Source organism: Geodermatophilus tzadiensis, from assembly GCF_003002915.1.
Lineage (GTDB): Bacteria > Actinomycetota > Actinomycetes > Mycobacteriales > Geodermatophilaceae > Geodermatophilus > Geodermatophilus tzadiensis.
Genome location: NZ_PVTG01000001.1, coordinates 499,582 through 526,511, shown reverse-complemented (window position 1 = coordinate 526,511; position 26,930 = coordinate 499,582). Strand labels below are relative to the sequence as shown.

Below are 26,930 nucleotides of genomic sequence, written 5' to 3'. Positions count from 1 at the left end.
TCAGCGTACGGAGCCGCCCCCGGCGCCCGTGCGCGCAGCGCCCACCGGCGGGTCGGCCGCACCGGCGGCGCCGTCGGACCGGGTCTCGCCCGACTCGGGGTAGCGCTGGGTCAGCAGCGTGGTGAGCCGCCGCCGGACGACGTCGGAGACCAGCCCGCCGGGGTCGTCGCCCAGCAGCTCGCCGGGGACGACGACGTAGCGGTCGGGGGCGGCCTCGGCCTGCGCCAGGAACGCCGCGCGGACGGCGTCGGCGTCGGCGCCGTCGGGACCCACCGTGACGGGTGAGTCGACGACGACGGTGAGGTCGGGCAGGAGGCCGCGGGTGGCCCACAGCGAGGTGCGGAAGATGCGGTCGGCGTCGAGGCCCTGCCCGGCGCCGTGGAAGGCGATCGAGGTGTCCACGTAGTGGTTGCACACCACGACCTCGCGCCGCCGCAGCGCCGGCCGGATCACCGTGGCCACGTGCTCGGCGCGGTCGGCCGCGGCCAGCAGCGCGGCGGTGTAGGCGGCCACCGGGTGGCCCTCGCCGTCGGTCACCGAGGAGCCCGCCGCGGGCGCCGGGGGGTAGAGCAGCTGGCGCACCTGCCGGCCGAGGGCGGTGTCGCTGGGCTCGTGGGTGGCCACGACCGGGCGGCCGCCGTCCCCCAGCACCCGCGCCAGGTCGGCGGTGTAGCGGCGGGTGAGGTCGCGGTCGGCACCCTCGACGACGACGAACAGGCCGGTGCTGCTGGAGGAGGCCGACAGGATGTCCGAGCTGCCCCACAGCAGCCGCAGCACGTCGCGCAGCCGGGTGCGCGAGCGACCGCGCGGCGCCACCTGGCGGACGGCGTAGGCGCTGACCAGCAGCGCGAGGACGCCGCCGATGAGCAGCGTCAGCCCCGGCCCGGTGAGGGTGAGCACCAGCCGGCCGACGCGCAGGTCGTGCGTGCCGAGCAGGCCGGCCAGCCCCGGGCCGACGGCGACGGCGAGCAGCAGCACGATGCGCACCGAGGAGATGACGAAGGCGAACACCCGCCCGCGCAGCCGGTCCTCGACCTCGAAGCCGATCAGCGTGTAGCCGATGATCCAGGAGACCCCGGCGAACAGGCCCACGAGGAAGGCCGCCGCGGCGGCCAGGACGAACTCCTGCAGCAGCGACATGGCCAGCAGCGCCAGCCCGGCCAGCCCGATCGAGCGGGCGAACAGGGTGCGCCGCGGCACCGTGGGCAGGATGCGCGGGCCGGTCAGCATGCCCAGCGCCAGGCCGGTGAAGACGATGCCGAAGACCACGCCGTAGCCGGCCGCACCGGCGTCGAGGGTGGCGATGTAGAGCTGGGCGACGCCGATGATCAGCCCGCCGGCGCCGAACGCGCCGATGACCCCGACGTACAGCGCGCGCATCAGCGGCTGGCCGCGGAGGAACGAGACGCCCTCGACCACCAGGGAGAAGACGTTGGCCGGCGCCTCGCGGTCGGTGGCCGTGGGCGGGATCAGCTGCCGGGAGAGCAGCACGGTGGTGGCCGAGACGAGGAAGCTGGCGGCGTTGAACACCAGCGCGACGACGATCGCCGTCCGCGCGTCGCCCCCGTCCTCGGCGCCGGGGAAGACCCGGCTGACGGTGGACAGCAGCGCGAACAGCAGCGCGGCGACCGGGACGGCGCCGTAGACGCTGAACAGCGACACCTGGTTGGCCACCGCCAGCCGCTCCCGCGGGACGATCGCCACCCAGATCGCCTGCTTGGCCGGGTTGGTGAACAGCCCGACCGCCTCGACGAGGAACTGGGCGGCGTAGAGCCAGGTCAGCTCGTAGCTGACCGCGATGGACAGGTACAGCCCCGCGGCCAGCAGCTCGCCGACGACGACGGTGGTGCGCCGGTCGAGCCGGTCGGCGAGCGCTCCGGCGAGCGGGCCGAGGAGCAGGTCGGGCAGCAGCCGGGTGAGGATGACGCCGGAGATCGCCGCACCCTGCACCGCCGTCGACTGGTCCGCGGTGAGCTGCTGGGCCATCGCGGTCGTGGCCAGCAGGCCGAGCCAGTCGCCGAGGCTGGAGACGGCGACCGCCGCCCACAGGCGCCGGAAGACCGGGATCCGCACCAGGGCGCGGAGCGCGTTGTCCGGGACACGGTCGCCGGCCGACGGCCCCGCCGGGTGTGCGCCCGCGCTCGCCGCCTGTCGGTCGCTCACAGTCCTCGCCGTCCGGTCGTCGCGGTCGTCGGGTGGAGGGTAGTGGCCGGACCGGTCCGGCAGGGCCCTCCCGTCACCCGCCGGGGCGTCGCGCTCAGCCGGCGGGCCGGCGCCGGGACAGCGTCAGGGGCACCGGCGCCGGGCTGGCGGGGTGCGGGGCGACGAGCCCCTGGTCGAGCCGGGCCTCGGTCAGCCGGCGCAGCTCGTCGTACGCCGCCGGGCCGAGCAGCGCGGTGAGCTCCGGCCCGTAGGTGAGCACCAGCGGCTCGGGGGACACGTGCGCGGCGGGGGAGCCGGTGCACCACCAGTGCAGGTCCGCGCCGCCCGGGCCCCACCCGCGGCGGTCGAACTCGCCGACCGTGCTGACCAGCACGGTGCTGCCGTCGGGCCGCTCGACCTCCTCCTGCTCCCGGCGCACCGGCAGCTGCCAGCAGACGTCGGGCTTCGTGGTCAGCGGGTGCAGCTCCTCCCGCAGCGCCATCCGGTGCAGCGCGCACCCGGTGCCGCCGGGGAAGCCGGGCCGGTTGAGGAAGACGCAGGCGCCGTCGACGAGGCGGGTGCGCAGCGAGCGGACGCCGCCCTCGTCGGAGGAGTCGTCGTCGGCGGAGTCCTCCTCGGTCCAGGCGCCGCGGCCGACCGGGGCGAGCTGCCAGTCCTCGTCGGCGAGGTCGGCGACGGCGGCGGTCACCCGCAGCAGGTCGTCCTCGTCGCTGAAGAAGGCCCCGTGGCTGCAGCAGCCGTCGTCGGGCCGGCCGGGGACGACGCCGGCGCAGCCGCGGCCGAACACGCAGGTCCAGGCCGAGGCCAGCCAGGTCAGGTCCGCGCGGACGACGTGCCGCGGGTCGGCGGGGTCGGGGAACTCCACCCACTCGCGGGCGAAGTCGAGGTCGACCTCGGGGGGCACGTCCGGCACCGCCCCAGGGTAGGGAGGCCCTCGTCCGGGGACGGTGCGGCCCGGGCGTCGGCCGCCCGGCAGACTGACCGCATGCGGCTCGGGGTGCTGGACGTCGGCTCGAACACCGTCCACCTGCTGGTGGTCGACGCGCACCGCGGCGGTCACCCCACCGCGCAGCACGACGACCGGTGGCTGCTGCGCCTGGCCGAGCACGTCGGCGACGACGACGTGCTGTCCAAGGAGGGGGAGAAGGCGCTCGTCAAGGCCGTGCAGAAGGCCTGCGACCAGGCCGAGAAGCTCGGCTGCGAGGAGGTCCTCGCGCTGGTCACCTCCGCCATCCGCGAGGCCCGCAACGGCATGGAGGTGCTCGACCGGGTCCGGCAGCGCACCGGCGTCCGGCTGCAGGTGACCAGCGGCGAGGAGGAGGCCCGGCTGACCTTCCTCGCCGCCCGCCGGTGGTACGGCTGGAGCGCCGGGCGGCTGCTCGTGCTCGACATCGGCGGCGGCTCGCTGGAGCTGGCCAGCGGCGTGGACGAGGACCCCGACGTCGCGCTGTCGGTGCCGCTGGGCGCCGGCCGGATGACCCGCCGCTTCCTGCCCGAGGCCGCCACCGGCGGGCGCCCCGACCTCGCCGCGCTCGAGGCGCTGACCGAGCACGCCGCAGACGTGCTCCGGCCCGCCGCCAAGAAGCTGCGGCACGCCGGGCCGCCCGACCTGGTCGCGGCCACCAGCAAGACCTTCCGGACGCTGGCCCGGCTGACCGGCGCCGCGCCCTACTCGGCGGGGCTGCGGGTGCCGCGGGAGCTCACCGCCGACGGGCTGGGCCAGCTGATCGGCTTCGTGTCGCGGATCGAGTCGCGGGCGCTGGCCGAGCTGCGCGGCGTGTCGCCCGACCGCGCCCACCAGGTGCCGGCCGGCGCGGCCGTGGCGCAGGCGGCGATGCAGGCCCTGGATCTACCCTCCGTGCGGATCTGCCCGTGGGCGCTGCGGGAGGGCGTCATCCTCCGGCGACTCGACTCGTTGGGAAGTGCGTGATGGCCCACCCCAGGAACGACCCCGAGACCGGCGGCCGGCCGCTCGCCGACATCCTGCGCGAGGCCGGCATCGAGGCCCCCCGCAGCGTCCGCCGGCGCCGCGGGGAGGAGACCGGCGAGACGCCGATCCGGCAGCGCCGCCGCGAGGCCGACACCGACGCCGGCGCCGACCGGCCCAACCCCGGCCGCCGGATCGGCGACACCGGGCGGGTGTCCGAGACCGGCCGGCTGTCGCGGGACACCGGCCGGGTCGCCGACGCGCCGCACCCGGCCCGCACCGACCGCGACACCGGCCGCGTCCCCCGGGACACCGGCCGGGTGTCCCGCGACACGGGACGGGTCACCGGCCGCGGTGCCGCCGCCGCCACGGGCGCGGTCGAGCCGTCGACGGCGGCCATCCCGGGGCTGCGGCCCACCGGCGGCAAGCCCGGCGTGCCCGGCGCCCCCGCGCCGGCCACCGGCCCGATCCCGGTCGTCCGCGGGGACGAGGCCGCGGTGCTCGAGGACGAGCCGCTCGGCGCCAAGGAGGGCGTGGTCGCCTGGCTGCGCTTCGCCGGCGAGCTGGTGCTGGCCCTCGCCGCGGGCGTGGGGATCTACTTCCTGGCCACGGTCGTCTGGGAGCAGGTGCCCCAGGTGGCGGTGGTGCTCGTCCCGCTGGCGGTCACCGGCCTGGTCGCCGGCGTCGCCGCCTGGCGGCAGCGCACCGGCCGCGAGCCCGTCGGCGTGCGCCTGGTCGCCGTCCTGGTGTTCGCCGGCACGCTGCTCACCATCGCCCCGGCCGCCGGGCTGCTCGCCGCCGCCACCTGAGGCGGGACGGGCAGCCCGGCCGGCTCACTCGTCCTCGTCGTCCCCGTCGGACGACGCCGAGGCGAACTGCTCGACGATCGCGGCGCCGAAGGCGTCGAGGTCGTCGGGGTTGCGGCTGGTGACCAGGTTGCCGTCGACGACGACCTCCTCGTCGACCCACGTGGCGCCGGCGTTGCGCAGGTCGGTCTGCAGCGAGGGCCACGACGTCATCCGCCGGCCGCGGACGACGTCGGCCTCGGCGAGCACCCACGGTGCGTGACAGATCGCGGCGACCGGCTTGTCCGCGTCGAAGAACGCCTTGACGAAGGCGACGGCGTCGGCGTCGGCCCGGATGAAGTCGCCGTTGATGACGCCGCCGGGCAGGACCAGCGCCGCGTAGTCCTCGGGGTCGGCCACGCTGACCACCGCGTCGACCTTCTTGTCCTCGCCCCGGTCGATGTGCTGGAAAGCGGTGATCGTCCCGCTCTCGAGCGACACCAGCTCCGGCTCGGCCCCGGCCTCCTCCAGGGTCTGCCACGGCCGCTCGAGCTCGACCTGCTCGACGCCGTCGGTCGCGAGCACGGCCACCTTCATCCCGTCCAGTTCTCCTGCCATGCGGCGGCGGCTACCCGGGGCGTCCGGGTGGCACACCCGCCGGCACTACGGTCCGGGCGACACCGGGAGCGAGGAGGACCACGTGGGAGAGCGGCAGGGACTGGCGGTCCTCGGCGGCGGCAAGATGGGCGAGGCGCTGCTGGCGGGGTTGGTGCGGCGGTCGGGTCCCGAGGGGGTCGTCGTCTGCGAGCGGCACCCCGAGCGGGGCGCCGAGCTCGCCGAGCGCTACGGGGTGGCCGTCGTCGGGCTGGCGGAGGCCGCGGCCCGGGCGCGGGTGCTGCTGCTGGCGGTCAAGCCGCAGGACCTGCCCGGCCTGCTCGGCCTGCTGGCGCCGTCGGTGGACACCGGCCACCTGGTGGTGAGCATCGCCGCGGGCATCTCCACCGCCACCATCGAGGCCGCGCTGCCGTCGGGGGTGCCGGTGGTGCGGGTCATGCCCAACACGCCCGCGCTGGTCGACGAGGGGATGAGCGTGCTGTCGGCCGGGGCGTCGGCCGGTGAGCCGGAGCTCGACGAGGCGGCGGCGCTGCTGGCCACCGTCGGCCGGGTGGCCCGGGTGCCCGAGTACCAGCAGGACGCGGTGACGGCGCTGTCGGGCAGCGGCCCGGCGTACTTCTTCTACCTGGTCGAGGCCATGGTCGACGCCGGCGTGCTGCTGGGCCTGCCGCGGGCGCTCACCACGGAGCTGGTGGTGCAGACGGCGCTGGGCTCGGCGGTGATGCTGCGCGAGTCCGGTCAGCACCCGGCCCAGCTGCGCGACGCCGTCAGCAGCCCGGGCGGGACGACGATCGCCGGGATCCGCGAGCTGGAGCGGCACTCGGTGCGCTCGGCACTCATCGCCGCCATCGAGGCGGCGGCGCAGCGCTCGGTCGAGCTCGGCCGGGCCGACGGGAGCCGGTGACGGTAACGCGGCGGCGGGGCCGGTGGGGGGACGCAGCGTCACCAAGTCGACACGATGTCTTGCCGACGCGCCGGTACGGCTGGGAAGCGAGTTGCCTAGGTGTAGTTCTGCCTAGGACGGACCGTTCCCCCTGTCCGTTTCTTCCATCGCTTCTGTCACGCCGGTCCCCCTACTCTCTGTATCAGCACGTGCGTGTCCCGTAGTCGGTGGGGAAGCCGACGCCCGACGCGTGCTAGGTCCGGAGAACTGATCATGACCATGCCCCAGCGCACCAACGCCGCCTACGTCCGCCCGGCCGTCCCCGGCCCGCGTCCGATGGCCCGCCCGATCCCGGCCGCCGCCATGGCCCGCCCCGTCGGCCCGCAGCACCCGGCTGCCGTCCCGGTCGGCCGCGCGGTCGTCCCGCAGCCCCGCGCCGCCGTCACCTTCCTCACCGTCGCCGAGGTCGCCAGCATGATGCGCGTCTCGAAGATGACCGTGTACCGCCTCGTCCACGCCGGCGAGCTGTCCGCCGTCCGCGTCGGCCGCTCCTTCCGGGTGCCCGAGCGCGCCGTCCAGGACTACCTGCGCGACGCCTACACCGACATCGCCTGAGAAAGGACCTCCCTGCCCCCCACGCCTCGCTCCGCTCGGCGCGGGCCCCTGCAGGGAGGCCATCCTCTGCCCCCCGCCGCTCGCACGCTCGCGGCGGGACCCTGCGGAGGGGCCGCTCCCTGGCCCGCACGCCTCGCTCCGCTCGGCGCGGGCCCCTGCAGGGAGGCCGTTCCACCCCCTCGCCAGAGGGAGATCCACCCGGCCGGTTCCCGTGGCAGCGTCGCCACGGGGGCGCCGGGTAGGCTCGGGCGCCGAGCGACACCCCGGCCCCGGCCGGAGCCGTCGCACACGAGCTGATCCACACTCGCGTGGCGCCCGGTTCCGCCCCCTGCGGTCACCGGCCGGCGCCCCGCGGCCACGACGTCGGGAGCAGGACATGGGTTCGGTCATCAAGAAGCGGCGCAAGCGGATGGCGAAGAAGAAGCACCGCAAGCTGCTCAAGAAGACCCGCGTGCAGCGTCGCAACAAGAAGTGAGCTGACGCTCGTGCCGCCTGCCGTCGTCCTGGTCACCGGTGTCAGCCGGTGGCTGGGGGGTGCCCTGGCGGCCGAGCTGGCTCGCGACCCCGCCGTCGAGCGGGTGATCGGGGTGGACACCGTCCCCCCGTCGGCGGACCTGCTCCGCAGCCTCGGTCGCACCGAGTTCGTGCGCGCGGACATCCGCAACCCGCTGATCGGCAAGGTCATCAGCACCGCCGCGGTCGACACCGTCGTGCACATGAACATCAGCTCCACGCCCGCCGGCTCCGGCGGGCGTGGGCCGATGAAGGAGCTCAACGTCATCGGCACGATGCAGCTCCTGGCCGCCTGCCAGCGCGCCCCCTCGGTGCGCCGGCTGGTGCTCAAGTCCACCAGCGCCGTCTACGGCGCCTCGCCGCGCGACCCGGCCGTCTTCACCGAGACGATGCAGGCCCGGCGGGTGCCCGCGGGCGGTTTCGCCAAGGACAGCCTCGACATCGAGGGCTACGTGCGGTCGTTCTCGCGCCGCCGTCCCGACGTCGGGGTCGCCGCCCTGCGGTTCACCAACTTCATCGGCCCGCGCATCGACTCGGTGCTCACCGGGTTCCTGCGCATGCCGGTGGTCCCCACGGCGCTGGGCTACGACGCCCGCGTGCAGCTGCTGCACGAGGCCGACGCGCTCGGCGTGCTCACCCGCGCCACCACCGGTGACTTCACCGGCACGGTCAACGTCGGGGGGACCGGCACGTTGCTGCTCTCGCAGGTCATCCGCCGGCTGGGCCGCCTGCAGCTGCCCGTACCCTCGCCCGCGCTGGGCTCCCTGGGCCGGCTCACCCGCCGGTTCGGCTTCGTCGACTACTCCCCGGAACAGATGCGCTTCCTCAACTTCGGCCGGGTCGTCGACACGACCGTGCTGCGCACCGAGTTCGGCTACACGCCGCGCTACACCACCGAGGCGGCGCTGGCCGACTACGCCCAGACGGTGTCGCCGGTGGTGCCGCCCGACCTGATCGGCGAGCTCGCCGCCGGCGTCGAGGAGGTGGTCTCCCGGGCCGGGTCGGTGGCCGCCTCGGTCGGCTCGACGGTGCACGGCCGGTTGCGGCCGGCCCCGGCGGCGCCGGGCCTGCGGGCGGTGCGCGATGCCTGAGGCCCGGGTCATCCAGCTGCGTCCCGACGACGAGTCGCACGTCCCGCCGGCCGGGGAGCCGAGCTGGGACGAGCAGGTGGTCGGCGGGGTCGAGTTCCTCCGGCGCCGGCTGACCGGCGAGTACGCCACCGACGAGTTCGGCTTCGACCCCGACCTCACCGACCACGTGCTGCTGCCGCTGCTGCGGCCGCTGTTCCGCCGGTGGTTCCGGGTGGAGACCCACGGGATCGAGAACGTCCCCACCTCCGGTGGCGCCCTGGTGGTGGCCAACCACTCCGGGACGGTGCCGGTCGACGCGCTGATGACCACCGTCGCGCTGCACGACGACCACCCGGCACAGCGGCGGTTCCGGCTGCTGGGCGCCGACCTGGTGTTCGACCTGCCCATCGTCGGCGAGTTCGCCCGCAAGTTCGGCGCCACGCTGGCCTGCAGCGAGGACGCCGAGCGGCTGCTGTGCGGCGACGAGCTGGTCGGCGTCTTCCCCGAGGGGTTCAAGGGGATCGGCAAGCCGTTCCGCGACCGGTACACCCTGCAGCGCTTCGGCCGCGGTGGTTTCGTCACGGCCGCACTGCGCACCGGCAAGCCGATCGTCCCCTGCGCGATCGTCGGCGCCGAGGAGATCTACCCGATGGTCGGCAACGCCAGGACCGTCGCCCGGCTCCTCGGCCTGCCCTACTTCCCGATCACGCCGACGTTCCCGGCGCTGGGCCCGCTCGGTCTGGTGCCGCTGCCGTCGAAGTGGCTGATCGCGTTCGGTGAGCCGATCGAGACGGCGTCCTACGGGCCCGCGGCCGCCGAGGACCCGATGCTGGTGTTCAACCTGACCGACCAGGTCCGCGAGACCATCCAGCAGTCGATCTACCAGCTGCTGCTCCAGCGGAGCTCCGTCTTCTCCTGAGCCGGACGCCCGTGCACCCGACGTGATCCGCGGGGCCGCCGAGCGGGCACTCCCCGGGGCGTCGGAGGTCCGGGTGACCCCGAGGAGCGCACTCCCGCCGGGGCCGCTCCTCAGACGAGCCGGCGGCGGCGGAGGGCGAGGGCGCCACCGACGACGCCGCCGGTGAGGGCCGCGGCCGCCACCGTGGGCACGCCGATCCGGGCGGCCTTGCGTCCGGTGCGGAAGTCGCGGATCGTCCAGCCGCGCGAGCGGGCGACGGCGCGCAGCTCGGTGTCGGGGTTGACCGCGATCGCCGTGCCGGTGAGCGACAGCATGGGCAGGTCGTTGGCCGAGTCGCTGTACGCGGTGCAGCGGCCCAGGTCCAGGCCCTCGCGCTCGGCCAGCGCGCGCACGGCCTCGGCCTTCGCCTCGCCGTGCATGAGCTCGCCCACGAGCCGGCCGGTGTAGCGGCCCTCCACCACCTCGGACACGGTGCCCAGGGCGCCGGTCAGACCCAGCCGGTGGGCGATGATCCGCGCCAGCTCGACCGGCGTCGCGGTCACCAGCCACACCCGCTGGCCGGCATCGAGGTGCTGCTGGGCGAGGTTGCGGGTGCCCGACCAGATCCGGTCGGCCATCAGCTCGTCGTAGATCTCCTCGCCGGCGTCGACGATCTCGGCGACCTCCCGGCCGGCGACGAAGGCCAGGGCCGTCTCGCGGATGGTGAGCATGTCGCCGGCGCTCTCGTTGCCGGCCACGCGGAACTTGGCCTGCTGCCACGCGAAGCGGGCGATGTCCCGCGAGGTCAGGTACTTGCGGGAGGCCAGGCCGCGGGCGAACCAGAACAGCGAGGCGCCCATCATCATCGTGTTGTCGACGTCGAAGAACGCGGCCGCGGTGCGGTCGTGGACGACGGCGGGGATCGGCTCGACCTCGGCGGCCGCCGCGGAGGCGACGCCGGCGACGTGGGCCCGGATCTCCTCCTCGACATGGGGGTCGGCAGCCCGCGCACCGCGCCTGCGGAACGGCAGTCGCGGCACCGCCACCTCCCTGGTCCGTCGCTCCCCGCGGGGGGACACCGCCCGCGACCCTAGCGGGGGCGCGCGGCCCCTCCGGAGCGGGACCTCAGCAGAGGACCGGCGGCAGCAGGCAGGTCGGCAGCGGGGTGTCGAGGACCGGCGGGGGAGTGCTGGTCGGCGACGGGGACGGGGCCGTGCCGCCCCCTCCGGGCACCGGGAGGGAGGGCACCGGACCGCCGTCGGGCGTGGTCGTCGACGGCGCCGGGGCGCTGCCCGTGGGCGCCGACCCGTCCGGTGCCGGCCCGGAGCCGGCCGCCCCGCCGCTGCTCCCACCGGAGGGCGCCGCGGGCCCCGGGGGTGGCGCGGCGGGGGACACCTCGCCCGCGGGGGAGTCGCCGGTCGGGGTGCCGGGGTCGGCCGGGACCGCGGACGGGGTCGTCGGCACCGGCGCCTCGGGGGCGGCGCACGGCGCGGGCACCGGGCCCAGCTCGTCGCGGCCACTGATGGCCGGGCCGGCGGGGCAGGCCAGCGCCGTCCGCAACCGTTGGGCGCGGGCCCCGATCCGGCCCACCAGGTCGATCGAGTCGGTGGCCGCGCCGCCGGGCAGCGTGGGCCGCAGGTCGGCGAGCCCGGCACCCTGCTGCCGTGCCCAGTCGCCGAGCGCCGACAGCGGCGCGGCGTCCCGGGCGTCCAGCGCGGCGGTGGACACGAGCGCGGCGCCCTCGGTGGTCTGCGCGTCCATCGTGGCGAGCGTGTCGCGGACGACCGGGGCCGGGGCGCCGCCGTCCACCAGCCCGTCGAGCTCCTGCAGCCGCGTCGAGGCGAGCTCCAGCAGCGTCGGGCCCCGCTCGTCGCCGGCCAGCGCCAGCTCCGTCTGCTCCGTGCCGCGCTTGAGCCCGTAGAGCGCGTCCCCGGGCCGGGCGTCGGCCGACAGCGCGACCAGCGCGCCCGTCGCGGTGGCCGCCAGCGCCGCGCCGGCCACCGCGGCGGTCAGCCGGGAGCGCCGGGCGGCGCGGCGCGGCCCGAGGAGGGCGCGCAGGCCGCGGCGCGGCACGGGCCCGCGCGGGCGGACGGCGGCCATCGCGACCAGCCGGGCGCGCGTGGCGGCGCGGAAGTCCGGTGCCGGCCCGGTGTCGAGGTCGGCGGCCAGCGCCCGCAGGCGGGTCTCCAGGGCCTCCTCGCGGTCCCGCACGGACGCGCGGCGGCTGCCCGCGGCGTCGTGCGAGGGGTTCACCCGGGTCCTCCGGTGCGTCGGTCGGGACGTCGTCGACCGGAGCAACGAGGCCGCTCCCGAGCCGATACGGGGTCCCTGTCGGGGGCGACCCCGGGATCCCCGACCGTCACCGCAGCCCCTCCGGCAGCAGGCTCGCCAGGCGGCGCACCGCCCGGTGCTGCAGGGCCTTGACCGCGCCGTCCTTCTTGCCCATCACCGCGGCGGTCTCCGACACCGACAGGCCCTGCAGGAACCGCAGCGAGATGCACTCCTGCTGCTCGCTGCCCAGCTGCCGGACGCAGGCCAGCAGCTGCTCGGTGGTCAGCCGGGCGACGACGGCGTCCTCGACGCCGTCGGTGGCCCGGTCGGCGTCGCGCATGTCGGCGGTGGTGACCTCCAGCCGGAAGCGGCTGCTCTTCACGTGGTCGCGGACGATGTTGCGGGCGATCGTCACCAGCCAGGCACCGACGTCGCGGCCCTGGAACGACAGCGAGTCGATGCGCCGCAGCGCCCGCACGAAGGTCTCGCTGGTGAAGTCCTCGGCCAGCGCCCGGTCGCCCACCCGGTGCAGCAGGTAGCGGTGCACCACCGTCACGTAGTGGTCGTAGAGCTGCCCGAACGCCTCGGCGTCGCCGTCCTGGGCGCGGCGGACCAGGCCCCAGACGTCGACCCCGTCGGCCGGCAGCTCCTCCTCGAGGGCCGCGAGCGCGCCGTCGTCCACCGGGCGCGGCTGCGGCATGCGGGCGTCGACCTCCTCGTCGGCCAGCCGAGCCGCGGCGGCTCGCCCGACGGGGGTCGCTCCCGGTTCGGCGGGTGCCCGCGCTGCTGCGGGTCGTGTCCCATGGTGACAACATGACTGCGAACCGTCCACGTCGGCCGGTCGCTCCCGCGCCTCCCCCGGGAAGCGGGTGCAGCGGCCGGGAGGAGGCGCCGTGAACACGTCCGCAGCCGCCACGGGCGCGGCACCGCCGAGGCTGGAGCTGCTCACCCGCGAGGGCTGCCACCTGTGCGTGGCCGCCGCCGAGACGGTGGCCCGGATCGCCGCCGAGGCGGGGGTGGCCAGTCGCGAGGTCGACGTCGACACCGACCCCGACCTGCGCGCCGAGTACGGCGACCGCGTGCCGGTGGTGCTTCTCAACGGCCGCGAGCACTCCTACTTCACCGTCGACGTCCCGCGGCTGCGCCGCGACCTGGGGCTCGGCTAGGCCCGGCGCGCGCCGACCCGGTCCCGTCCGGCTATGGTGTCGGACACAGCACCGCGCGTCCCTGCTGGCCAGGCGGCCGGTGCGGTCGCCGCGACTTTGTTCCTGCGTTCACAAGCGGTTACCGTGGCAGACGCCGGGCGGTCGTCCGCCCGGATCCCCGATGTCGTCCGCCCCCCTCGGCTCCCGCCGTCGTCCGGGCGCGACCGCTGTGGAGTGGACCCGTGATGCAGTCGCGGCCCCGGATCCCGGAGGCCACCGTCGCGCGCCTGGCCGTGTACCTGCGGGTGCTCAGCAGCCTCGCCGACGGCGGTCGCGGCACCGTCTCCTCCGGTGAGCTGGCCTCGGCGGCCGGCGTCAACCCGGCGGGGCTGCGCAAGGACCTCTCGCACCTCGGGCCCTGCGGCACCCGCGGGGTGGGCTACGAGGTGGCCACCCTGCGCGACCGCATCGCCGGGGTGCTCGGGATGGAGACCGCGCACGCCTGCGTGCTGGTCGGGCTGGGCAACCTCGGTTCGGCGCTGGCCGGCTACGGCGGCTTCGGCAGCCGCGGGTTCGAGTTCGTCGGCCTGTTCGACGCCTCGCCGGCCCGCGTCGGCCAGGAGGTCGGCGGCCGGGTGGTCCGCCCGATGGAGGAGCTCGACGAGGTCGTCACCGCCACCCGGGCGACGATCGGGGTCATCGCGACACCGGCCGAGGTGGCCCAGCGGGTCTGCGACCGGCTGACCTCGGCCGGGGTGAGGAGCATCTTGAACTTCGCACCGGTGGCGCTCACCGCGCCCGCGGGGGTCGACGTCCGCCAGGTCGACCTCTCCGTCGAGCTCCAGGTCCTCGCGTTCCTCGACAAGCAGCGCGGCCCGGCCGCGACCGTCCTCACCCCCGCCGGGGGGATGGCATGAGCCTGCTCGCCGTCGGCATCAGCCACCAGACCGCGCCGGTCGCGCTGCTCGAGCAGTTCGCCATGACCCGCGACGACCAGGTCAAGGCGCTGCACGAGCTGGTCGGCAGCGACCACGTCAGCGAGGCGCTGGTGCTGGCCACCTGCAACCGGGTGGAGGTCTTCGCCGAGGTCGACCGCTTCCACGGCGGCGTCGCCGAGGTCAGCCGGGTGCTCGCCCGCCAGGCCGGCGCCACCGTCGAGGAGCTCTCGCCCTACGTCACCGTCCACTACGAGGACCAGGCCGTCGCCCACCTGTTCACCGTGGCCGCCGGCCTGGACTCCATGGTCGTTGGCGAGACCCAGGTGCTCGGCCAGCTGCGCACCGCCTACGCCCTCGCCCAGGAGGAGGGCACGGTCGCCCGCGCCCTGCACCCGGTGGCCCAGCACGCCCTGCGGGTGGGCAAGCGGGTGCACGCCGAGACCGGCATCGACCGGGCCGGCCAGTCGCTGGTGACCGTCTCCCTCGACCGCGCCGAGGCCCGTGTCGGCCCGCTGGCCGGCCGCCCGGTGCTGGTCGTCGGCGCCGGCTCCATGGGCGCGCTCGCCGCCACCACGCTCTCCCGCCGCGGGGCGCTGGTCACCGTCGCCAGCCGCTCCCCGGAGTCGGCGGCCCGGCTGGCCGCGGCCGTCGACGGCGGCACCGCCGAGCTCGCCGACCTGCCGCAGGCCATCGCCGACGTCGACGTGCTGGTCACCTGCACCGGCGCCACCGGCCTGGTCGTCTCCACCGACGCCGTCGCCACCGCGATGGCCGGCCGCCCCGGCCGCCCGCTGGCCGTCGTCGACCTGGCGCTGCCCCGCGACGTCGACCCCGGCGTGGCCGCGCTGCCCGGCGTGCACGTCGTCGACCTGGCCCTGCTGCAGGGCGAGCGCAACGGCGCCCTCCTGCACGGCGACCGCCCGGCGACCGGCGCCGACCCGGAGGCCGGCGCCGTCGGTGCCGACGACGTCTCGGCGGCGCACGCGCTCATCGAGGCCGAGACCGCGCTGCTGCGCGCCGAGCGGCAGGCCGCCGCCGTGGCCCCGACGGTGTCGGCGCTGCGCAGCCAGGCCGCCGAGGTCGTCGACGCCGAGCTGCTGCGGCTGTCGACCCGCCTGCCCGACCTCGACGCCCGCGCCCGCAGCGAGATCACCCGCACCGTGCGCCGCGTCGTCGACAAGCTCCTGCACGAGCCGACCGTGCGGGTCAAGGAGCTGGCCAGCACCCCGGGCGGCGTCGACTACGCCGACGCGCTGCGCGCGCTGTTCGGGCTGGGCATCGACGCCGAGGTGCCCGCCGACGGGTCGCACCTGGCCGAGGCGGTCGGCGTCGACCCCGACGAGCTGCGCCCGGGCGGCGCCGCGTGACCACCGCCACCCGCACGCTGCGGCTGGGCACCCGCGCCAGCCAGCTGGCCCGCACCCAGTCGCAGGCCGTCGCCGACGCCATCACCGCGGCCAGCGGGCTGCCGGTCGAGCTCGTGCACATCAGCACCGAGGGCGACCGGTCGGCCGCGGCCATCGCCCAGCTCGGCGGCACCGGCGTCTTCGTCACCGCCATCCGGCAAGCCCTGCTCGAGGGCACCGTCGACGTCGCCGTGCACAGCTACAAGGACCTGCCCACCGCGCCGGAGGCCGGCCTGGTGCTGGCCGCCGTCCCGCCCCGCGAGGACCCGCGCGACGCGCTCGTCGCCCGCGACGGGCTCACCCTCGGCGAGCTGCCCGCCGGCGCCCGGGTGGGCACCGGCGCCCCCCGCCGGGTCGCCCAGCTGCGCGCCCTGGGCCTGGGCCTGGACGTCGTGCCGATCCGCGGCAACGTCGACACCCGGATGGCCCGCGTCGTGCCCGGCGACCTCGACGCCGTCGTGCTCGCCCGCGCGGGGCTCGCCCGCCTGGGCCGGCTCGGCACGATCACCGAGACCCTCGACCCGCTGCAGGTGCTGCCCGCCCCCGCCCAGGGCGCGCTGGCCGTCGAGTGCCGGGTCGACGACGAGCGCACACTGGAGGTGCTCGCCGCCCTCGACGACGCCGCCACCCGTGCCTGCGTGCTCGCCGAGCGCACCACGCTCGCCGCGCTGGAGGCCGGGTGCAGCGCGCCGGTCGCCGCGTACGCGGAGCTGGCCGAGGGCGACGACGGTCCCGAGCTCTACCTGCGGGCCTCGGTCACCGCGCTCGACGGCAGCGACGGCGTCCGCGGCTCGGTCACCGGCCCGGTGGGCGACGCCGAGCGGCTCGGCCGCGAGATCGCCGCCGAGCTGCTCGACCGCGGCGCCGCCGAGCTGGTGGCGGCGTCCCGGTGACCCCCTCCGCCGGGCAGCCCGCCCCGGCCCCCACGACCCCCGCCCACGCCCTCCCGAGGGGCACGACACCCACAAGGACCAGGAGCACGCGATGACGCGCTTCCGCAAGACCCCAGGCCGCGTCGTCTTCGTCGGCGCCGGCCCCGGCGACCCCGGCATGCTGACCGCCCGGGCCACGGCCGCGCTGGCCGAGGCCACGGTCGTGCTCGTCGACCCCGACGTCCCCGCCGCCGTGCAGGACGCCGTCCGCGAGAGCCGGCCCGGCCTCGAGCTCACCCCCGTCAGCGGGGAGCCGGCCGACGTCGCCAAGGGTGCGGTCGCCGCGGCGAAGGGCGGCGACGTCGTCGTCCGCCTGGTCGCCGGAGACCCGTTCACCTCCGACGCCGCGGTCAAGGAGGTGCTCGCCGTCGGCCGCACCTCGGTGGCCTTCGACGTCGTCCCCGGCGTCGCGCCCGCGACCGCCGTCCCCGCCTACGCCGGGGTCGCCCTCGGCGGCACCTCGCTGACCGCGGACCTCCGCGACGGCACGGCCGACCTGCCGGCGCTGGCCGGCGCGGCCGCCGCGCTGGGCGCCCCGGTGGTGCTGCAGGCCGGCGCCGAGCAGCTCCCCGACGCCGCCGCCCGGCTGGTCGAGGGCGGCCTGTCCGCCGCCACGCCCGTCGTGGTCACCGCGGCAGGCTCGGGCACCGGCCAGAAGAGCGTCGTGGCGAAGCTGTCGGCCGTGGCCGAGAAGACCGCGGGCGTCGACGCGCTCACCGGCACGGTCGTGGCCACCGTCGGCGCGGCCGTCGACAAGCGCGGGAAGCTCTCCTGGTGGGAGAGCCGGCCGCTGTTCGGCTGGCGGGTGCTGGTGCCGCGCACCAAGGACCAGGCCGGTGAGATGAGCGACCGGCTGCGGGCCTACGGCGCGGTGCCGGTCGAGGTGCCCACCATCGCCGTGGAGCCCCCGCGCAGCGCCGCCCAGATGGACCGGGCGATCAAGGGTCTGGTCACCGGCCGCTACGGCTGGATCGTGTTCACCTCGGCCAACGCGGTGAAGGCCGTCCGCGAGAAGTTCGCCGAGCTCGGCCTCGACGCCCGCGCGTTCGCCGGCGTCAAGGTGGCCTGCGTCGGCGAGCAGACCGCCGAGTCGGTGCGCGCCTTCGGCATCGTGCCCGAGCTGGTGCCCTCGGGCGCCCAGTCGAGCGAGGGACTGCTGGCCGACTTCCCCGAGTACGACGACGTCCTCGACCCGATCAACCGGGTGCTGCTGCCCCGCGCCGACATCGCCACCGAGACCCTCGCCGCGGGCCTGCAGGAGCGCGGCTGGGAGATCGACGACGTGACCGCCTACCGGACCGTCCGGGCGGCCCCGCCGCCGGCGCCGGTGCGCGAGGCGATCAAGGGGGGCGGCTTCGACGCGGTGTGCTTCACCTCGTCGAGCACCGTGCGCAACCTGGTCGGCATCGCCGGCAAGCCGCACGCCAAGACCGTCGTCGCGGTCATCGGCCCGGCCACCGCGGCCACCGCCCAGGAGTTCGGGCTGCGGGTGGACGTGCAGCCCGAGACCGCCGCCGTGGGCCCGCTGGTCGACGCGCTGGCCGAGTACGCCGAGGCCAAGCGGGCGGAGGCCGGGCAGTGACCCCGGCGCAGGGCGGGTCGCACCCCGGCTTCGCGCGCGGGCGCCGGCTGCGGTCGACGCCCGCGCTGCGCCGGCTCACCGCGCAGACGCGGGTGGCCCCGGCCGACCTGGTGCTGCCGGTCTTCGTCAAGGAGGGCATCACCGAGGCCCAGCCCATCGGCTCGATGCCCGGCGTCGTCCAGCACACGGTCGACTCGCTGCGCAAGGCCGCGCACGAGGCGGCCGAGGCCGGCATCGGCGGGCTGATCCTGTTCGGCGTCCCGGCCGAGAAGGACGAGGTGGGCTCGCAGGCCGACGCCGCCGACGGGATCGTCAACGTCGCGCTGCGCGAGCTGCGGGCCGACCTCGGCGACGAGCTGGTGCTCATGGCCGACCTGTGCCTGTGCGAGTACACCTCCCACGGGCACTGCGGGGTGGTCACGCCGGCCGGCGTCGTCGACAACGACCCCACGCTGGACCGCTACGCGTCCGTGGCGATCGCCCAGGCGCAGGCCGGGGCCCACGTCATCGCCCCCAGCGGGATGATGGACGGGCAGGTCGCGGCCATCCGCCGCGCGCTGGACTCCCGCGCGTTCACCGAGACGCCGATCCTCGCCTACGCCGCCAAGTACGCCTCGGGCTTCTACGGCCCGTTCCGCGAGGCGGCCGAGGGCGCGCCCCGGTTCGGCGACCGCTCGACCTACCAGATGGACCCGCCCAACGCCGACGAGGCGCTGCGCGAGGTGCGCCAGGACCTGGCCGAGGGCGCCGACGCGGTCATGGTCAAGCCGGCGCTGCCCTACCTGGACATCGTGGCCCGGGTCGCCGACGCCGTCGACGTCCCGGTCAGCGCCTACCAGGTCAGCGGCGAGTACGCGATGGTCGAGGCGGCCGCCCGCAACGGCTGGATCGACCGCGAGCGCGCCATCCTGGAGACGCTCACCGCCATCCGGCGGGCCGGTGCCGGCCAGGTGCTCACCTACTGGGCCGTCGAGGCCGCGCGCCTGCTGCGGTGACCCCGGCGGGGGGCGGCGGGTACGTCGAGCCCGGCGGCAGCTGGCGGCCGTGCTGGCTGGCGGCCGCCGCGCTGGGCGTCCTCGTGGTCCTGGACGTCGCCCTGCCCGGACCCCGCGTGCCGTCGCTGCTGTGGGTGCTGGTCCTCGTCGCGGTGCCCGGGGTCGTCGCCTCCGTCTGCCTCGCCGCGCGCCGCGCCTGGACGGTGCGGGTGGACCCGGGCGGCCCCGACGGCGCGCTGTCGGTGGGCCGCGAGCGGGTGGCGCTGGCCGACGTCGACGCCGCCCACCTGCGCGCCGTCCGCGAGGGCACGGCCGGGGCGGACGCCGGCGCCCCCGTGCTCGGCGGCGGCTGGTCGCTGCCGCGCGGCCGCACCGGGTTGCCGCTGCGGCTGGCCGACGGGCGCACCGTGCTGGTCCCCACCCGCGACCCCGCGGCCCTCGGCACCGCGCTGCTGGGCGCGGTGCCGGCGAGGGGGACGTCGGCGAGGGGGACGTCACAGCGCGCCGACCCCGACACCCCCGACGGCCGCTCCGGCGGGAGGGGGACACTGGGGCCGTGACCTCGCTGGACACCGCCCGGTACGACTACGCCGCACCCGTCTCGGCCGAGCTGTTCGCGCGCGGGCAGCGCGTCACCCCGGGTGGCGTGAACTCCCCGGTGCGCGCGTTCCGCGCCGTCGGCGGCACCCCGCGCTTCATGACCCAGGGCTCCGGCCCGTGGCTGACCGACGCCGACGGCCGGCGCTACGTCGACCTCGTCGCCTCGTGGGGGCCGATGATCCTGGGCCACGCCCACCCGGCCGTCGTCGAGGCGGTCACCGCCGCCGCGCGGCGCGGGTTCTCCTTCGGCACCCCCACCGAGGGCGAGCTCGAGCTGGCCGAGGAGATCATCGCCCGCGTGCCCCCGGTGGAGCGGGTGCGGCTGGTCAACTCCGGCACCGAGGCGGTGCTCTCGGCGGTGCGGCTGGCCCGCGGCGCCACCGGCCGGCCGGTCGTGGTCAAGTTCGCCGGCTGCTACCACGGCCACGTCGACGCGCTGCTCGCGTCGGCCGGCTCGGGCGTGGCCACCCTCGGCCTGCCCGACACCCCCGGCGTCACCACCGGCGCGGCCGCCGACACGGTCGTGCTGCCCTACAACGACGTGGCCGCCGTCGAGCGGGTCTTCGCCGAGCGCGGCGCCGACATCGCCCTCGTCGTCAGCGAGGCCGCCCCGGGCAACATGGGCGTCGTCCCGCCGCTGGACGGCTTCAACGCCGAGCTGCGCCGGATCACCGCCGCGCACGGCGCGCTGCTGCTGCTCGACGAGGTGATGACCGGCTTCCGGGTGTCCCGGTCGGGCTGGTACGGCCACGACCCGGTCGACGCCGACCTGTTCACCTTCGGCAAGGTCATGGGCGGCGGGCTCCCGGCGGCGGCCTTCGGCGGCCGGGCCGACCTCATGGACCACCTCGCGCCGACCGGGCCGGTCTACCAGGCCGGCACGCTGGCGGGGAACCCGGTCGCGGTCGCCGCCGGGTTGACCACGCTGCGGCACTGCACCGACGACGTCTACGCCCGCTGCGACCAGGTGGCCGCGGTGCTGCGCGGCGCCACCAGCGCGGCGCTGTTCGCCGCCGGCGTCCCGCACCGGGTGCAGCAGGCCGGCTCGATGTTCTCGGTGTTCTTCGTGCCCGACGAGCGCCAGGTGCGCGACTACGACGACGCCCGCACCCAGGACACCGCCGCGTTCACCGCCTTCTTCCACGAGATGCTCGCCCGCGGCGTCTACCTGCCGCCGTCGGCCTACGAGTCGTGGTTCGTCAACGCGGCCCTCGACGACGAGGCGGTGGAGAGGGTGCTCGACGCACTGCCCGCCGCCGCCCGCGCCGCCGCGGCCGCCGACCCCGCCGACGCCCCGCCCGACGAGGCCGCCAAGGACGCCCAGGAGCTGTCCCCGTGAGCGACGCGACGACGACGGTGCACCTGCTGCGGCACGGCGAGGTGCACAACCCGCAGGGCGTGCTCTACGGCCGGCTGCCCGGCTACCGGCTCTCCGAAGCGGGGGAGGAGATGGCCCGGACGGCGGCGGAGTGGCTGGCCGGTCGCGGCGTCACCCACCTGGTCTCCAGCCCGCTGGAGCGGGCGCGGCAGACCGCGGCACCCCTGGCCGAGCGGCTCGACCTGCCGGTGGCCGTCGACGACCGGCTCATCGAGGCCGGCAACGCCTTCGAGGGGCTCCGGGTCGGCGTGGGGGACGGCGCCCTGCGCTCGCCGCAGCACTGGTGGAAGCTGCGCAACCCGCTGCGCCCGTCGTGGGGCGAGCCCTACGTCGAGATCGCCGCGCGGATGCTCGCCGCCGTCGAGGCCGCGCGCGACGCCGCCCGCGGCAGCGCCGCCGTCTGCGTCAGCCACCAGCTGCCCATCTGGACGCTGCGGCTGCACCTCGAGGGCAGGCGCTTCGCCCACGACCCGCGCCGCCGCCAGTGCGGGCTGGCCAGCGTGACGTCGGTGACCTACGAGGGCGACCGCGTCGTCGGCGTCTCCTACGCCGAGCCGGCCGGGGCCACCGACCCCGACGCGGTGCCCGGCGCATGAGGCGTGCCCTGCTCGCCGCGACCGCGGCCCTGACCGTCCTCACCGGCTGCGCGACCGGCGAGGGCCAGGTCGACGTCGCCAACGGCGGCCAGTTCCGCTTCGTCGCCGCCACCCCGGCCGGCGAGCTCATCCCGGAGGCCGAGCGGGCCGCCGCACCCGGTTTCGGCGGCACCCTGCTCGGTGGCGGGGACTGGACCTCCGCCGAGCTCGACGGCCAGGTCGCGGTGCTCAACTTCTGGGGCTCGTGGTGCCCGCCCTGCCGGGTCGAGACGCCGCAGTTCCAGGAGGTCTACGCCGACGTCCGCGACGAGGGCGTGGCGTTCCTGGGCCTGAACGTCAAGGAGGCCGACGAGCAGTTCGCCCGGGCGTTCGTCGACAGCGAGGGCATCGAGTTCCCCTCGCTGTACGACCCCGCCGGCGAGGTCGCCCTGGCGTTCCGGGACTACCCCGCCACGGCGATCCCGTCCACCATCGTGCTCGACCGGGACGGCCGGGTGGCCGCCGTCTACACCGGCGAGGTCGCCCAGGACGACCTCCGCGCGGTGATCGACTCGCTGCTCGGGGAGGGCCCAGGTGGGGGCTGAGTTCGCCGCGCTGGTCACCGACGGCCCGCTGCTGGTCGCCGCGGCCGTCGCCGCCCTCGTCGGGCTGGTCAGCTTCGCCTCGCCGTGCGTGCTGCCGCTGGTGCCCGGCTACCTGTCCTACGTCACCGGGCTGGTCGGCAGCGGCGTGCGCACCGCCGCCCCGGCTCCCGCGGGCGACGGGACGGCGCCCGGCCCGGGCACGACGGCCACCGCCACCGCGGTCCGCACCGACGAGCGCTCCCCGCGCGGGCGGATGGTGCTCGGCGCGGTGCTGTTCGTCCTCGGCTTCACCGCGGTGTTCGTCGCCGTGGGCACCGCCTTCGGCGGGCTGGGCCGGCTGCTCGCGCAGTACGACGACGTGATCACCCGGGTCATGGGCGTCGTCGTCATCGTCGTCGGGCTGGCCTTCCTCGGCCGGCTGCCGCTGCTGCAGCGCACCGCCCGGCTGTCGGTGCGACCGGCCGCGGGCCTGGCCGGCGCGCCGCTGCTCGGTGTCGTCTTCGGGCTGGGCTGGACGCCGTGCCTGGGCCCCACGCTCTCGGCGGTGTACTCGCTGGCCTACACCGAGGCCACCGCCGGCCGCGGCGCACTGCTGTCGGTGGCCTACTGCCTGGGCCTGGGCGTGCCGTTCGTGCTGGTCGCGCTCGGCGCCCGCTGGGCGGTCGGGGCGACGGCGGTCCTGCGCCGGCACGCCCGCGCCGTCACCCGCTTCGGCGGCGCCGTCCTCGTGGTGGTCGGCCTGCTGCTGGTCACCGGCGCCTGGAGCGAGATGATGGCGTGGCTGCGCTCGTGGCTGGCCGCCACCGGCCTGGGGGAGTCGCTGCTGTGAGTCTGGCCGCCCCGCCGCGGGAGGCCGCCGCGCCCCCGCCGCCGCCCGCCCGGCCGTCGGCCCTCCGCCGGCTCGGCGGGTTCCTGCTGCGCCAGTGGCGCCGGCTCACCGCGATGCGGACGGCGATCGTGCTGCTGTTCCTGCTCGCGCTCGCCGCCGTCCCCGGCTCGCTGCTGCCGCAGCGCTCGCTGTCGCAGGCCAACGTCAGCCAGTACTTCACCGACCACCCGACGCTCGCGCCGGTGCTCGACCGGCTCTACCTCTTCGACGTCTTCGGCTCCCCGTGGTTCGCCGCGGTGTACCTGCTGCTGTTCGTCTCGCTCGTCGGCTGCGTGCTGCCCCGCGCGCTCGAGCACGCCCGCGCCCTGCGCACCCCGCCGCCACCGGCCCCGCGCCGGCTCTCCCGGCTGCCCGACGCCGCGGAGCTGCCCACCCCGCTGCCGGCCGCCGACGCCCTCGACGTCGTCGAGGAGGAGCTGCGGGTGCGCCGCTACCGCGTCGTCCGCCGCGAGCGCGGTGGCCAGGCGGAGCTGTCGGCGGAGAAGGGGCTGCTCAAGGAGGCCGGCAACCTGCTCTTCCACCTCGCGCTGCTCGCGCTGCTGGTGGCGCTGGCCGGGGGGAAGCTCTGGGGCTACGAGGGCAGCATCCTGGTCACCGAGGGCGGCCGGTTCTGCAACTCGTTCCAGCAGTACGACACCTACTCCTCCGGCGCGCTGGTCGAGGGCAGCGACCTGACGCCGGTCTGCGTCGGCCTCGAGGACTTCCGCGCCGAGTACGAGGAGGACCTGACGGCCGCCTCGTTCACCGCCGACATCACCTACGGCCCGCCCGGGCAGGAGGGCCGGCCGACGACGATCGGCGTCAACGACCCGCTGCGGGTCGACGGCGACCGCGTCTACGTGACCGGCCACGGGTTCGCCCCGCGGTTCACCGTGACGCTGCCCGACGGGTCGACGTTCGACGACGTCTCCGCGCCGTTCCTGCCCACCGAGCAGAGCACCATGGCCAGCGAGGGCGCGCTCAAGCTGCCCGACCTGGGCGCCGGCGCCGAGGACCAGCTCGCGCTGCAGGGCTTCTTCGCCCCGACCGGCGTGGTCCGCGACGGCATCCTCACCTCGATCGACCCGCAGCCGCTGGCGCCGCAGGTCGCGATCGTGGCCTACCGGGGCTACCTCGGCCTGGACTCCGGCCTGCCGCAGTCGGTGTACTCGCTCGACACCGCGCAGATCGAGCGCGGCCGGCTCACCGAGGTCGGCTCGGCCAACCTGGCGGTGGGCGAGTCGATGACGCTGCCCGACGGGACGACGGTGACCTTCACCGGCGTCCGCGAGTTCGCCGCCCTGCAGTTCTCGCACGACCCCGGCCAGGTGTGGGTGCTCGTCGCCGCGATCGCCGTCCTGGTCGGCCTGCTCGGCATGCTCCTGCTGCGCCGGGAGCGCGCCTTCGCCCGGGCCATCGCCGCCCCCGCGGACGGCGGTAGCGTGCTCGGCGTCGGCGTGCTGACCCGCGGCAGCGGCGACGGCGCCCCGCGCTTCGCCGCGCTCACCGACGACCTGCGGGCGGCCCTGGCGGCCCGCGCTGCAGACCGTGCCCCGTCCGACGGGGCCGCACCGGAACCGGAGGCCTCCCCGCGTGACCGCTGACCAGCTGGCCGCCCTCTCCGACACGCTGTTCTCCAGCAGCGTCGGCCTCTACTCCCTGGCCGTCGTGGCGTTCTGCGCCCAGCTGGCCTTCGGCCGCCGGCCCGTCCGCGCCCGCGAGCTGGTCGGCTCCGGCGCCCCCGTCGAGCCCGGCGCCCCCGTCGAGCCCGGCGCCACCGCGGCGTCCGGGCACCCGGTCGACCCGCCGGCGGTGCGCCGCTGGGGCCGGGTCGCGATGCTGCTCACCGCGCTCGGGGCGGTCGCGCACACCGGCGTCCTCGTCGCCCGCGGACTGGCCACCGACCGGCTGCCGTGGGGCAACATGTACGAGTTCGCGACCGCCGTCGTGCTCGTCGCCGTGGTGGCCTTCCTCGTCCTGGCGCTGCGCTCGCCCGGCCTGCGGCACCTGGGTCTGTTCGTGCTCGCCCCGGTCGTGGTCAGCCTGGTGGCGATCGGCCTGTTCCTCTACGTCGAGGACGGCCCGCTGGTGGCCGCGCTGCGGTCGAGCTGGCTGGCCGTGCACGTGACGACGGCGATCCTCGGCTTCGGCGTCTTCTTCGTCAGCGGCATCGCCAGCATCCTGTACCTGGTGCGGTCGCGGTACGAGGCCCGCGGCGGCGACCCGGCGGGGCTGGTGGCGCGCGTGCCCGACGCCGCCACGCTGGACCGGGTGGCGCACCGCACCGTCGTCTTCGGCTTCCCGATCTGGACCTTCGCCGTCATCGCCGGCGCCATCTGGGCGGAGAGCGCCTGGGGCCGGCCGTGGGGCTGGGACCCGAAGGAGACCTGGGCGTTCATCGCGTGGGTCGTCTACGCCGCCTACCTGCACGCCCGCACGACCGCGGGCTGGCGCGGCCGGCCCGCGGCGTGGGTCAACGTCGTCGGGCTGGCGGTCATGGTGTTCAACCTGCTGTACGTGAACATGGTCTCGACCGGGCTGCACAGCTACGGCGGCGTGAACTGAGTCCGCACCACCCGCCCCAGCAGGGCACTCGCGCCTCCTGAGCCAGGGCACGGGCACCGGGCCGCCCGGTCGCGTGCTTCCATTCTCCGCATGACCGCACGTGCGGGGGACCGGCGAGGAGGCCACCGTGGCTAGGCACGCGGCCGCCGACGACGCCGGCACCGACCCGATCGTCGCCGCCGCCCTCGCCCGGCAGCAGGAGTCCGCGCCCGGCCGCCGGCACGCCTCGGCGTCCACCGAGGGCACGGGCACCACCCAGGGCGCCGGCTCCACGCAGGGCACGGAGAGCGGCCTGGGCTGGCCGGGGGACACCACCACCGGGGGCGGGCTGGGCTGGCCCGGCTCGATCGACACCGGGGCGGAGACCGCCCGCATCGACGCCGTCCCGCCGGTGCCCGGCCCCGGGGACGACCCGGAGTCCCCGGCCCGGCGCGGCTGGCGCCGGCTCTTCGGCGGCCGCGCCGCCTGAGCGCGCACTTCCGCGGAACTGCACGGTGCACTTCCGCGGAAGTGCACCGTGCGCGTCGGTGGGCGCGGGCGCGTCCGCGTCAGGCGGGGGAGCCGTCGTCGCGGCGGACGCGGCGGGCGAGCTCGCGGAGGAACTCGGGATCGTCGTCGGGGGCCACCGGACGGGCCGCCTGCGGCGGCCGCGGACGGCGGGCCTGACGCGGCGGGCGGACCTCGCTCCCGGCGGCGGCCGTCGCCCGCACCACGAGCACGATCACGACCACCGCGACCACCAGCAGCACCGCGAACACCCTCGCCACCCCCTCGTCGACGGGTCGGTGCGGCCAATGTACGCACGCGGGGATACTCGGGGGGCGGAGCGCGGCACGGCTCCGGGCCCGAGCAGGACGGAGAGACCCATCGACGCCGTCGACCGGCAGCTGATCGACCTGCTGCGCGACAACGGCCGGGCCAGCTACGCCGAGCTGGCCCGCCAGGTGGGCCTCTCCGCGCCGTCGGTGCACGAGCGCGTCGGCAAGCTGGAGGCCGCGGGCGTGATCACCGGCTACCGGGCCGTCGTCGACCCGGTCGCGGTCGGCCTGGACGTCACCGCGCTGGTCGGCGTCATCGAGAGCGACTCGGTGGACGACACCGGCGTCGAGGCGGCGCTGCGGGAGCTGCACGAGGTCGAGGACTGCTGGCGGGTGGCCGGCAGCGAGGGCTACGTGCTCAAGGTGCGCGTGACCGACATCCCGGCACTGGAGGCCACCATCAGCGCGTTGAACAGGATCAGGGGTGTCGCCCGCACCCGCACCACCGTGGTGCTGTCGACGAAGTGGGAGGGCCGTCATGGCTGAGCAGGACCGCACGACCGGGACGCCGGCGCAGCGCCCGAGGGTGCTGCCCTGGCTGGTGATCCACACCGTCGGCCGGCTGGCGGTCTTCGCGGTGCTGACCGTGGTCCTGTGGATGGTCGGCCTCGACTTCTGGTCGGGCCTGCTGTTCGGGCTGGTGCTGTCGATGCCGGTCGCCTACTTCCTGCTGCGCCGCTCGCGCGAGCGGCTGAGCGTGGCGCTGGTGCTGCGGCAGGAGGAGAAGCGGCACGCCAAGGAGCAGCTGCGCGCCCGGCTCAGCGGCGACGCCGCGGCCTGATC

Annotated in this window: 30 protein-coding genes; 23 read left to right on the top strand and 7 right to left on the bottom strand. The window is 76.4% G+C overall.

Annotated features, from left to right (window positions below):
- Nucleotides 1–2,163 (bottom strand): bifunctional MFS transporter/dTMP kinase, encoded by a 2,163-nt coding sequence (locus LY71_RS02545; protein ID WP_106275355.1) that lies wholly within the window; start codon nt 2,161–2,163, stop codon nt 1–3.
- Between the two features lie 94 nt (nt 2,164–2,257).
- Entirely contained in the window at nt 2,258–3,076 is an 819-nt protein-coding gene (locus tag LY71_RS02540; RefSeq protein WP_106275354.1) for a DUF3109 family protein, read from the bottom strand.
- 72 nt (nt 3,077–3,148) lie between these two features.
- Here LY71_RS02540 and LY71_RS02535 point away from each other — a divergent pair, with 72 nt between their 5' ends.
- Both LY71_RS02535 and LY71_RS02530 read left to right on the top strand, forming a co-directional pair.
- Nucleotides 3,149–4,093, top strand: a complete 945-nt coding sequence (locus LY71_RS02535) for a Ppx/GppA family phosphatase (protein WP_106275353.1) — start codon at nt 3,149–3,151, stop codon at nt 4,091–4,093.
- A complete protein-coding gene (locus tag LY71_RS02530) occupies nt 4,093–4,899 on the top strand; it encodes a hypothetical protein (protein WP_106275491.1) in 807 nt (268 codons plus the stop codon). Before LY71_RS02535 ends, LY71_RS02530 begins: the two co-directional genes overlap by 1 nt.
- 24 nt (nt 4,900–4,923) lie before the next feature.
- On the opposite strand, the gene LY71_RS02525 is transcribed toward LY71_RS02530, so the two are convergent.
- Nucleotides 4,924–5,493 (bottom strand): type 1 glutamine amidotransferase domain-containing protein, encoded by a 570-nt coding sequence (locus tag LY71_RS02525; protein WP_106275352.1) that lies wholly within the window; start codon nt 5,491–5,493, stop codon nt 4,924–4,926.
- Between the two features lie 82 nt (nt 5,494–5,575).
- On the opposite strand from LY71_RS02525, the gene proC reads away from it, so the two are divergent.
- The 5 genes from proC to LY71_RS02500 all read left to right on the top strand — a co-directional run bounded on the left by proC (nt 5,576) and on the right by LY71_RS02500 (nt 9,490).
- Entirely contained in the window at nt 5,576–6,394 is an 819-nt protein-coding gene (proC, locus tag LY71_RS02520; protein ID WP_245887607.1) for a pyrroline-5-carboxylate reductase, read from the top strand.
- A gap of 252 nt (nt 6,395–6,646) precedes the next feature.
- Complete coding sequence (locus LY71_RS02515) at nt 6,647–6,988, top strand: helix-turn-helix domain-containing protein (protein WP_245887606.1); 342 nt, start codon at nt 6,647–6,649, stop codon at nt 6,986–6,988.
- Nucleotides 6,989–7,364: 376 nt separating this feature from the next.
- Nucleotides 7,365–7,463 carry a 30S ribosomal protein bS22 gene (locus tag LY71_RS02510; protein WP_012854759.1) on the top strand — a complete coding sequence of 33 codons (99 nt, stop codon included), beginning with the start codon at nt 7,365–7,367 and terminating at the stop codon, nt 7,461–7,463.
- Nucleotides 7,464–7,473: 10 nt separating this feature from the next.
- Nucleotides 7,474–8,592, top strand: coding sequence for an NAD-dependent epimerase/dehydratase family protein (locus tag LY71_RS02505; protein WP_106275350.1), 1,119 nt, complete (start codon nt 7,474–7,476; stop codon nt 8,590–8,592).
- On the top strand, nt 8,585–9,490 hold the full coding sequence (locus LY71_RS02500; protein WP_106275349.1) for a lysophospholipid acyltransferase family protein: 906 nt from the start codon (nt 8,585–8,587) through the stop codon (nt 9,488–9,490). Before LY71_RS02505 ends, LY71_RS02500 begins: the two co-directional genes overlap by 8 nt.
- A 110-nt stretch (nt 9,491–9,600) precedes the next feature.
- Here LY71_RS02500 and LY71_RS02495 read toward each other — a convergent pair whose 3' ends face one another.
- From LY71_RS02495 to LY71_RS02485, 3 genes are all read right to left on the bottom strand, one after another.
- A complete protein-coding gene (locus LY71_RS02495; RefSeq protein ID WP_106275489.1) occupies nt 9,601–10,509 on the bottom strand; it encodes an HAD family hydrolase in 909 nt (302 codons plus the stop codon).
- Nucleotides 10,510–10,594: 85 nt separating this feature from the next.
- Nucleotides 10,595–11,722 carry a DUF5667 domain-containing protein gene (locus LY71_RS02490; RefSeq protein ID WP_106275348.1) on the bottom strand — a complete coding sequence of 376 codons (1,128 nt, stop codon included), beginning with the start codon at nt 11,720–11,722 and terminating at the stop codon, nt 10,595–10,597.
- Nucleotides 11,723–11,828: 106 nt separating this feature from the next.
- Complete coding sequence (locus LY71_RS02485; protein ID WP_106275347.1) at nt 11,829–12,440, bottom strand: sigma-70 family RNA polymerase sigma factor; 612 nt, start codon at nt 12,438–12,440, stop codon at nt 11,829–11,831.
- A 193-nt stretch (nt 12,441–12,633) separates the two neighbouring features.
- Here LY71_RS02485 and LY71_RS02480 point away from each other — a divergent pair, with 193 nt between their 5' ends.
- From LY71_RS02480 to LY71_RS02415, 14 genes are all read left to right on the top strand, one after another.
- Complete coding sequence (locus LY71_RS02480) at nt 12,634–12,906, top strand: glutaredoxin family protein (RefSeq protein ID WP_106275346.1); 273 nt, start codon at nt 12,634–12,636, stop codon at nt 12,904–12,906.
- Nucleotides 12,907–13,130: 224 nt separating this feature from the next.
- Complete coding sequence (locus LY71_RS02475) at nt 13,131–13,802, top strand: redox-sensing transcriptional repressor Rex (protein ID WP_106275488.1); 672 nt, start codon at nt 13,131–13,133, stop codon at nt 13,800–13,802.
- Complete coding sequence (locus tag LY71_RS02470; RefSeq protein ID WP_106275345.1) at nt 13,799–15,190, top strand: glutamyl-tRNA reductase; 1,392 nt, start codon at nt 13,799–13,801, stop codon at nt 15,188–15,190. Before LY71_RS02475 ends, LY71_RS02470 begins: the two co-directional genes overlap by 4 nt.
- Nucleotides 15,187–16,122 carry a hydroxymethylbilane synthase gene (hemC, locus tag LY71_RS02465; RefSeq protein ID WP_211297095.1) on the top strand — a complete coding sequence of 312 codons (936 nt, stop codon included), beginning with the start codon at nt 15,187–15,189 and terminating at the stop codon, nt 16,120–16,122. The genes LY71_RS02470 and hemC overlap by 4 nt, the downstream gene beginning before the upstream one ends.
- A gap of 91 nt (nt 16,123–16,213) precedes the next feature.
- Entirely contained in the window at nt 16,214–17,743 is a 1,530-nt protein-coding gene (locus tag LY71_RS02460; protein ID WP_106275344.1) for a uroporphyrinogen-III synthase, read from the top strand.
- Entirely contained in the window at nt 17,740–18,738 is a 999-nt protein-coding gene (gene hemB / locus LY71_RS02455; protein WP_106275343.1) for a porphobilinogen synthase, read from the top strand. The genes LY71_RS02460 and hemB overlap by 4 nt, the downstream gene beginning before the upstream one ends.
- Nucleotides 18,735–19,298 (top strand): hypothetical protein, encoded by a 564-nt coding sequence (locus tag LY71_RS02450; RefSeq protein ID WP_245887605.1) that lies wholly within the window; start codon nt 18,735–18,737, stop codon nt 19,296–19,298. The genes hemB and LY71_RS02450 overlap by 4 nt, the downstream gene beginning before the upstream one ends.
- Entirely contained in the window at nt 19,295–20,677 is a 1,383-nt protein-coding gene (gene hemL, locus LY71_RS02445) for a glutamate-1-semialdehyde 2,1-aminomutase (RefSeq protein WP_106275342.1), read from the top strand. The genes LY71_RS02450 and hemL overlap by 4 nt, the downstream gene beginning before the upstream one ends.
- A complete protein-coding gene (locus LY71_RS02440) occupies nt 20,674–21,312 on the top strand; it encodes a histidine phosphatase family protein (RefSeq protein WP_106275341.1) in 639 nt (212 codons plus the stop codon). The genes hemL and LY71_RS02440 overlap by 4 nt, the downstream gene beginning before the upstream one ends.
- Complete coding sequence (locus LY71_RS02435; RefSeq protein WP_106275340.1) at nt 21,309–21,896, top strand: TlpA family protein disulfide reductase; 588 nt, start codon at nt 21,309–21,311, stop codon at nt 21,894–21,896. The genes LY71_RS02440 and LY71_RS02435 overlap by 4 nt, the downstream gene beginning before the upstream one ends.
- A complete protein-coding gene (locus tag LY71_RS02430; RefSeq protein ID WP_106275339.1) occupies nt 21,886–22,725 on the top strand; it encodes a cytochrome c biogenesis CcdA family protein in 840 nt (279 codons plus the stop codon). The genes LY71_RS02435 and LY71_RS02430 overlap by 11 nt, the downstream gene beginning before the upstream one ends.
- On the top strand, nt 22,722–24,368 hold the full coding sequence (gene resB, locus LY71_RS02425) for a cytochrome c biogenesis protein ResB (RefSeq protein WP_106275338.1): 1,647 nt from the start codon (nt 22,722–22,724) through the stop codon (nt 24,366–24,368). The genes LY71_RS02430 and resB overlap by 4 nt, the downstream gene beginning before the upstream one ends.
- On the top strand, nt 24,358–25,329 hold the full coding sequence (gene ccsB, locus LY71_RS02420; protein ID WP_106275337.1) for a c-type cytochrome biogenesis protein CcsB: 972 nt from the start codon (nt 24,358–24,360) through the stop codon (nt 25,327–25,329). Before resB ends, ccsB begins: the two co-directional genes overlap by 11 nt.
- Nucleotides 25,330–25,456: 127 nt before the next feature.
- Nucleotides 25,457–25,798 (top strand): hypothetical protein, encoded by a 342-nt coding sequence (locus LY71_RS02415; RefSeq protein ID WP_146146040.1) that lies wholly within the window; start codon nt 25,457–25,459, stop codon nt 25,796–25,798.
- Between the two features lie 79 nt (nt 25,799–25,877).
- Here the strand turns inward: LY71_RS02415 and LY71_RS02410 are convergent, their stop codons facing one another.
- Complete coding sequence (locus LY71_RS02410; RefSeq protein WP_106275335.1) at nt 25,878–26,087, bottom strand: hypothetical protein; 210 nt, start codon at nt 26,085–26,087, stop codon at nt 25,878–25,880.
- 36 nt (nt 26,088–26,123) lie between these two features.
- Between LY71_RS02410 and LY71_RS02405 the strand changes: the two genes are divergently transcribed.
- Together LY71_RS02405 and LY71_RS02400 are read left to right on the top strand one after the other, a co-directional pair.
- Entirely contained in the window at nt 26,124–26,633 is a 510-nt protein-coding gene (locus LY71_RS02405; protein ID WP_211297094.1) for an Lrp/AsnC family transcriptional regulator, read from the top strand.
- A complete protein-coding gene (locus LY71_RS02400; RefSeq protein WP_106275334.1) occupies nt 26,626–26,928 on the top strand; it encodes a DUF4229 domain-containing protein in 303 nt (100 codons plus the stop codon). The genes LY71_RS02405 and LY71_RS02400 overlap by 8 nt, the downstream gene beginning before the upstream one ends.
- Nucleotides 26,929–26,930: the final 2 nt, after the last annotated feature.

Excerpts from the sequence above, each read along its gene's own strand:
- LY71_RS02485 (WP_106275347.1), bottom strand. The coding sequence starts at position 12,440 with ATGCCGCAGCCGCGCCCGGTGGACGACGGCGCGCTCGCGGCCCTCGAG.
- LY71_RS02510 (WP_012854759.1), top strand. The coding sequence starts at position 7,365 with ATGGGTTCGGTCATCAAGAAGCGGCGCAAGCGGATGGCGAAGAAGAAG.
- LY71_RS02515 (WP_245887606.1), top strand. The coding sequence starts at position 6,647 with ATGACCATGCCCCAGCGCACCAACGCCGCCTACGTCCGCCCGGCCGTC.
- LY71_RS02435 (WP_106275340.1), top strand. The coding sequence starts at position 21,309 with ATGAGGCGTGCCCTGCTCGCCGCGACCGCGGCCCTGACCGTCCTCACC.
- LY71_RS02470 (WP_106275345.1), top strand. The coding sequence starts at position 13,799 with ATGAGCCTGCTCGCCGTCGGCATCAGCCACCAGACCGCGCCGGTCGCG.
- LY71_RS02535 (WP_106275353.1), top strand. The coding sequence starts at position 3,149 with ATGCGGCTCGGGGTGCTGGACGTCGGCTCGAACACCGTCCACCTGCTG.
- LY71_RS02500 (WP_106275349.1), top strand. The coding sequence starts at position 8,585 with ATGCCTGAGGCCCGGGTCATCCAGCTGCGTCCCGACGACGAGTCGCAC.
- LY71_RS02530 (WP_106275491.1), top strand. The coding sequence starts at position 4,093 with ATGGCCCACCCCAGGAACGACCCCGAGACCGGCGGCCGGCCGCTCGCC.
- LY71_RS02475 (WP_106275488.1), top strand. The coding sequence starts at position 13,131 with ATGCAGTCGCGGCCCCGGATCCCGGAGGCCACCGTCGCGCGCCTGGCC.
- LY71_RS02400 (WP_106275334.1), top strand. The coding sequence starts at position 26,626 with ATGGCTGAGCAGGACCGCACGACCGGGACGCCGGCGCAGCGCCCGAGG.
- LY71_RS02525 (WP_106275352.1), bottom strand. The coding sequence starts at position 5,493 with ATGGCAGGAGAACTGGACGGGATGAAGGTGGCCGTGCTCGCGACCGAC.
- LY71_RS02460 (WP_106275344.1), top strand. The coding sequence starts at position 16,214 with ATGACGCGCTTCCGCAAGACCCCAGGCCGCGTCGTCTTCGTCGGCGCC.
- LY71_RS02405 (WP_211297094.1), top strand. The coding sequence starts at position 26,124 with ATGTACGCACGCGGGGATACTCGGGGGGCGGAGCGCGGCACGGCTCCG.